Origin of the sequence: Luteolibacter sp. (assembly GCF_039920825.1) — a bacterium.
Taxonomy (GTDB): domain Bacteria; phylum Verrucomicrobiota; class Verrucomicrobiia; order Verrucomicrobiales; family Akkermansiaceae; genus Luteolibacter.
In genome coordinates this window covers 21,337-28,139 of sequence record NZ_JBDSCX010000052.1, presented here as the reverse complement: position 1 = coordinate 28,139, position 6,803 = coordinate 21,337, and the positions used below count along the sequence as shown (strand labels likewise).

The window sequence follows — 6,803 nt, the reverse complement described above, 5'->3', positions numbered from 1 at the left end:
AGGAATACCTCCTCAGCGTTGATGACGACCATGACGGTGTGCCCGACGAATGGGAGAGGCGCGTTGCATATAGCCTTTTCGTGGACTACGGGATTACCGCCCCTCGGAACCCGGCACAGTTCGATGTCAATGCGAACTACGGGGGGATCAACACTTCGGCAGCTCTGGTCTATCAAAACCTTTCGGGGAATTTCGACCTTGCGACCACCGAGGTGGTTGCTTCGCCCTCCGTCGAGGGCAGCATGAAATCCATCAATCTATACAAGGATGGATTTGTTCAGTTCACGCAACTGCCCCGACCGCCCATCTGGCAGGAAACCGGACCGGTCTTGAATTTTTACAAAACGCAGCATTCGGACCTGAGTTATAACATCGGGATGGAAACTCCCCACAGCGATTACTTTTTCTTCTGGCAGGAAGAACATGGTCACCGTGCCGACACGGAATCGTATTCGTGGAGTTCGACACAAGGCTGGACATCCACGACCACTGCGGGAAGCCAAAGCACATTCAGTGAATTTTCGGTGTGGGCGCACGATGGCAAACCTTATCCCACCCAAACCTGGTATAAGGCATCCTATGACTCGCTGCTTCTTCAAACGTGCGAATCGGAAAGTTCCGGCGACCCGCTTTCGATGACGTATTGGGACAACCAGGTGGTGAACGGTCAGTGGACTACCACGCAACCGACCACTCGGACAGGTCAGGGTACGGAGGATGTTCTCGGAGTGCCCGCCACGCCGCCGAATCCCCCTGTCGGTTACTTGTCAACCGGCAAAGAGAGCGTCACATTCACACTGACGCAGGATTTGTCCGATCCTTACACCACACAGAATCTGATCGCTGACGCTCAAACCGCGTTGACTGCCGCCACTCCGGTTTCACAACCGCCAATCTCTTTGCGAAACCTCGTTGAGAACGAATCTAAAATCTCCCTTCAAGGTGGCCAATACCGTCTCGGTTGGACCATTCCAACCACCGTTCCGGTCTATCCCGGAAACACCCAGGTAAAAGCAGTCTTCCTCTGGCAGGAGGTCACCGATCCTGAAACCGCTCCCGCGCCCCCGGCGGGTTCCGGTCGCATGATCGCCTGGAAACACGAAAAGGTGAATGCCGCACCCGGCACCCTCGCCCTAACCCCATGGCGCGACCTTCCGCCACCCGTGAAAGACGGAACGTCCTGGATACGGCCTGTTTCGGCTCACGGCTCGATCACCTTTCCTGGGGCGATTCTCGTCAATAACGACGACGACGACGCAAACGGGCAGGAAGACCGGACGCAGGCATCCCTGAACCTTGGGACGGAAAACGATCTGATCGCTGTGAACTTCGAGGCCACCGCTCCAGGAGCGGACGAGAAATCCATGATCTATCGTCTTGAGGCGACCGGTGGGGGCAAGGTCCGCCTTTGGGAAGCATTTCCGAACCAACAGCCGCAGTTGGTCGCTCTGCCTTACAAACTCCAAACTCGCGATTATACCGGTGGGGTCGGGCCGCGTCCCACTTACTACATCGAAGCCACCAAAGCAGGTTCGATGAGTCTGAAACTCAACGCCGAAGTCCTTGGCCAGAAACTCGCCCTTGTTGCCACCGCCGAGTTCCAGAGTCTTGAAATCTCCATCGACTTCGCCGCCAATATGAAAGGCGTCATCGGAGACATCGTTCCGTCCAACCTTGCGAACAGCAAGGCCGTGCATTTCGTCACGACCAAGAGCGCCACCCTCACCGATGCGGTCATCCTGACGGCCAATGGGATCAGCGGCGACCAAATCACACCTCAACACCCCAACCAGCTTGTGGAATGGGTGGGAGCCGTTCCTATTTCCGGAAATTCCCCTACCGCCGGAATCCCCCGATCCGCCACGGGCAAGTATCCCGTGTCCATCCGCCTCCGAGGCACAGGGCAGACGACATCCGCCACGAATGTCTGGATCACTTGGGCGGATCTGGCGTTGGATAACAACACGCCAAAAATGCAGCCACCCATTGTCACTACCAATGAGCTTACTCTCAAAGCCCAAATTCAATACAGATACACATGCCAGCCGAATGAGATGTTTGATCTATCACAGGATATTCCAAATTTCAATTTACCGCCTAACCCACCAGCTCCGGGAGGCAATCATCCATGGACAGCAGAGCCTTTGTCACATGGTGCCGCTATCTGTTACGACGCGACCCGACAAGTAAGAGCGGTCATGAAGTCCTCGGATTCGGGCCTTCTGAATACGGAACACGCAATGGTTCCTGATATACCCGACTATCCCACCGATATTGCGATTGGAAATGATGATCCCAATATGAATTTCGAGTTGATGCCTTACCTCGGCAATGCCGGAAGCCAGGGAATCATGAGGGATATTGATGATCCTCGATTTACTTTGGCAAATCTAAATGGCGTGGCAAATGCAACGTTCTTGTTGAACGCGCAATTTCGTCAGTATGCTCGTGTTCAAATCGTTGGGAAATGGTATCAATGCTCGGATCTCAATTTGGGTGATCTTAAGTTCAAGTTTAAAAAAATTAATGGGCAGTGGGTTGACGATAGCTCTTCTTTTGTCACAGGCAACGGCACCTTCCCTCCACAATAGTAACTCTATGAATACGCGAATCATCTCATTCATTCCACTTCTTGTGTTAGCATTTTCGCCATGTTGCCGTCCCAAGGCCGTCGAAAAGGCATCTCCATCGGCCAAACAGGGGAATTACAGTGAGAAAAACACCGCACAACTGGATTCCGAATCTTCGGTATCAGCCTCGAGATCTCCAACTCATTTTCCGCCAGAAAAATCCCAAAAAGACACAAGTGGCGCAGAATCCGATCAACTTTCTTATGTGAATTTAAAAAATAATCTTGATGCCTTTCTTGCCAAGATTCCTCCCCCTAGAACCACCGAGGAATATGAGGCGGCACTTGTCCCTTACCGAAATATGTTGGATCATCGAAGAGATCTCTTGTTTTCCATACCGGTGAGTCCTAAAGCAGAAAAAGATAGAAAAGATGCATGGGATGCTCTCGAGTTTAAAAAAACATTAGCTATATTTAGCTATGATCAAAATGATTATGCCAAAAAACTTTTAAATTATTACTCTACAGCTCCAGAGATCGAGAAGCTTGTGATGTGGGAAGTGGTGAGGACTCGCATGGAGTATGGAAACGCGACAAATGGAAGACGGGGGCTTTCGGGAAATGATGAAATTCTCCTCAGAAGAGAGATGGCGAAACTTCTTTTCTCGGCACTTGGTTTGGAGAAACAGGAACTATTTGATGCCGTGAATCTCAAAACCAGATCCGCCAGCAATGAAGCTGAGATGAAAGGCAGCGCTGCAGAAGAAGAGATCGAACGATTACACATCGAGCAGTCGAAAGTTGCAGAAAAGATTCTAGAAGAGCATTGGAAGCTTCCGCAATGACTGCGCTGGTCCTCTGTAAAAACTGACAACAGCGGGAACGGAATCGCTTTCAATGAAGCGATGGCACCTTTGAAATTGATTTGAACCCGCTCATACGATTCTTCAGCCGGTTCCTCGGCCTCTCGGCTCTGGAATCCGCCATACTTGACCGGGTCGCCTCGATGCTGCCGCCGTCCGAGGCGGCGATCTTCAAACGCCAGATCCGGCAGGCCCGTTTCCGGCGCAACTACGGCGGCGGATCGGTCATTTTCTCCCATCCGCCCAACCGGCCGGTGCCGCCGCTCGAAGAACACATGGAAGATGCGACGTTGGCGGTGTTGACGGTCCGGGGCCGCGCGGCAGGATTCAGGACGACCGCCACGGTGCGCCTCACAAATGGGATTCTCTCCAGACTCGATTTCGATCCGTTACCTTGGGCGGATGGCGGTGGATTCGAGATCGAGGGAGAACTTTCGTAATCGATCAAACCACATCCCAAAAGTCGGTTTAAGTCTTGGAAGGATCTGTCTTCCAACATATGTTTCCGGCGGTCGCCCATGCGATCCACTTCTTTCGACTCTATTAGGCATCAGCCTAACGGTCGGAGCAGCCGAAGCTGCGCGACGCTCTCCGGAGCGTTTATATTTAAAAGCGACCCGTTTTGTCCTCATGAAATTCCTTCCTCTTCTATTCTGCGCGCTTTGTGCGAATCCGGATGCCGACGCATCAAGCATCGTTATCGATGATTTTACGTTTGATCAGGGACCTTTTTATGACACCAGCGGCAACCTCGGCGGTGTGGACTCCGAAATCAGCGACCCTTCTATTTTCGGTGGCGAGCGAAGACTTTTTGCCACCGGTTATATCCGTTTTATCGGAACCGACACTGCGGGAACTTCATTCATCGGCGTGACCGATGGGAGCTTGAGTTTTTCAAAGACAGCCGCTTCCGGTTCGGCATTCGTTTCCTACAACGGGCGACTTCATACTTTGGGCGATCGAATTGGAGATCTTAATTTGGACGTCGCCGGCTCGGCGACTTCATTGGCCAGCCCAATTGTATTACTCGAATACAGCCAGCTTGACTTCGCACAAATGATTTTCATCTCATTGTCCTCATCGCTGACCGCGAGTAATTTTTACAACATCTTGCTGCCAGCTGGATCGACCGAGACTTATTTCGATCTCAGAACTGAAACCCCAATTTCAGGAGGAAGCGTTGATCCTTTGGATTTCAGCGCCATTGATGAAATCGGGTTGGGCTTGTCCGGAAGCAGCCCGGTTGGTTCGGTGAAACTTGATCGCTTTTCGTTTGTGCCGGAACCTTCCGCTTCGCTCCTGGGCGCGCTAGCCGGCCTAGGCCTGCTGCGCCGCCGCCGCGATTCCAGACCCCGCAACCGGCCTGTCGAGGCCGGTTTTTCCGGCCCGTTTTTACTACCTATAAGGGAACATTATCGGAAGTAATGGCTTGCCAAATTCGATCTGCCCATGGCATCATCGCGCCATGCAGCCAACCGACGAAGAAGCCGCTCCATCCACTCATAAAATCTTCGAATCACTGCTCCAGGTCCAGGACGACGCCGGTCGCTTGGGCCGCGAGGCGATGGCGAAATTCTTCGCCACCGGCCCGGTGCTAGTGGACGCCATGCGGCACCAGAGCGGCCAAGGGGAAAAGGTCCGCCAGATTATCTGGAGTATTTACACCGGCTCCCATCTGGTTCCACTCGGCCATGCCTGCGCCGGTCTTGATACCAAAGTGGCCGAAGCCGTGGCTGCGGTCATTACCGCCCGACTGCTGGCCGGTGCCGAGATCGAGGAGAAATTGAAAATCCTCATGACCGCCGCCGGTGAGTTCACCCGCTGCGACGAAACGGAAGCGACCCAAGCCACCAAGGGTCTCCCGCTTTGCTACCCGATCCCGATGGAAAGCCCCGCGCGTTTGCGCGAGTTGGCGGACACCACCGAAGCCTCGAAACTCTAACTTCATTATCCCCGCCATGACCTCCACACCCTACAAAGAATTCGAACTCCGCGCCGTCGAGGCCGGGGTGAGCGCCGAACTTGCCCACGCGATGTACAACGTCGTCCGCGATTCCCAAGAACACGATTGGATGCCGCTGCTCAAAAATTGGACCGCCGATGAAGAGGCGATGATCGCCCGTGCCCTCAAGCATCCAACGATCATGGCGGAATCCTGCTCGCTCTTGTTTGCCACCGATGGGCTGATGCACGATGAAGGGCAGGTTCACGCCGGGATCAGCGATCTCAAGCGGCGTGAACTCGAAGCGTGGATTTTCAGCGCGGTGCGGTAAAAGCCCACCGTCCGGCCGTGATGAAATTAACTACTAGAATTCCAGTAGAACCGCCGGAAGCAGTCTCCGCACCGGCGGTGACAGCCGGTGCCGCGATCCAGCCGGCGGCGGCTCGGCCTCTGGTCCCGGCGGTCGTGGCCGCGCTGTTCGAGGAGGACGTGACGGATAGCTCGGCAAAAGCCTATCTGTCGGACCTAACGCATTTCATCGAGTGGTGCCGCCACCATGGAGAAAACCCGCTGCCCAGCACCTCGGCCGCGCTGGTGCATTTCCTCACCGAGCATGCCGAAGGCTTTTCGATGGCGACGGTCGAGCGCCGTGCCGCCGCCATCTCCTGGGCGCACCGCAAGGCGGGGTTTCTGGGCGAGGAGAATCCACGCAGCGCTGCGGTAGTCGTCGAATGTTTCCGGCTGCTGCGCCGCCGCTACCGTGAAACGAAACAGAAACAGGCCCGCGAGCTTTCCACCGAACTCGCCCGCGCCCTGGTGGACGAATCACGAGCCGATAAAAATACCACGCTCGGCCTGCGCGACCGGGCTTTGCTGCTGATCGGGTTCGCCGGGGCGTTCCGCCGCTCGGAGCTGGTCCGGATCACCGTCGAGGATCTTGAATGGCGGACCCAAGGCGTGGAAATCACCGTCCGTTGGTCCAAAACCGATCAGGAAGGCCGCGGCATGGTCAAATACATCACCCGCGGGCAAGTGCCAGTCACCTGTCCGGTGGCGACCCTCAAAGGCTGGCTGGATATTTCGGGCATCAAGGAAGGACCTATCTTCCGCCGCGTTTTCAAGGATGGCTCGGTCGGCAAAACCGGCCTCAGCGACAAGACGGTTTCCGACATCATCAAGAGCCGCACCAAATCGCTCGGACTTGAGGATTGGGACGATTTCTCGCCGCATTCGCTGCGGTCGGGATTCGCCTCGGTCGCCGCCGAAAACGGCGCGTCGCTGCAGGCGATCAAGGGACAGGGCGGCTGGAAATCGGAACGCACGGCGATGCGCTACATCCGGCGCCGCGAGGGCTGGGAAAGCTCGGCCGCGGCCAAGCTTGGTCTTTAAAGACAAGGAATCACATCAGACTTGCCGCCTCACTCTTGTC

General features: G+C 55.0%; 7 protein-coding genes. All 7 read left to right on the top strand.

Annotated elements, in window-relative coordinates:
* On the top strand, positions 1 to 2,591 hold a 2,591-nt coding region (locus tag ABIQ96_RS16680; RefSeq protein ID WP_348215755.1), incomplete at its 5' end, for a hypothetical protein.
* 7 nt (positions 2,592 to 2,598) lie between these two features.
* Complete coding sequence (locus ABIQ96_RS16675; protein WP_348215754.1) at positions 2,599 to 3,414, top strand: hypothetical protein; 816 nt, start codon at positions 2,599 to 2,601, stop codon at positions 3,412 to 3,414.
* Between the two features lie 80 nt (positions 3,415 to 3,494).
* A complete protein-coding gene (locus tag ABIQ96_RS16670; protein WP_348215753.1) occupies positions 3,495 to 3,872 on the top strand; it encodes a hypothetical protein in 378 nt (125 codons plus the stop codon).
* Between the two features lie 190 nt (positions 3,873 to 4,062).
* Entirely contained in the window at positions 4,063 to 4,857 is a 795-nt protein-coding gene (locus tag ABIQ96_RS16665) for a hypothetical protein (RefSeq protein ID WP_348215752.1), read from the top strand.
* Between the two features lie 40 nt (positions 4,858 to 4,897).
* Positions 4,898 to 5,374, top strand: a complete 477-nt coding sequence (locus ABIQ96_RS16660; RefSeq protein WP_348215751.1) for a hypothetical protein — start codon at positions 4,898 to 4,900, stop codon at positions 5,372 to 5,374.
* Positions 5,375 to 5,390: 16 nt separating this feature from the next.
* Positions 5,391 to 5,705: a hypothetical protein gene (locus tag ABIQ96_RS16655; protein ID WP_348215750.1), complete on the top strand. Its 315-nt coding sequence runs from the start codon at positions 5,391 to 5,393 to the stop codon at positions 5,703 to 5,705.
* Positions 5,706 to 5,725: 20 nt separating this feature from the next.
* Positions 5,726 to 6,763 carry a site-specific integrase gene (locus ABIQ96_RS16650; RefSeq protein WP_348215749.1) on the top strand — a complete coding sequence of 346 codons (1,038 nt, stop codon included), beginning with the start codon at positions 5,726 to 5,728 and terminating at the stop codon, positions 6,761 to 6,763.
* The last annotated feature ends 40 nt before the right edge of the window (positions 6,764 to 6,803 follow it).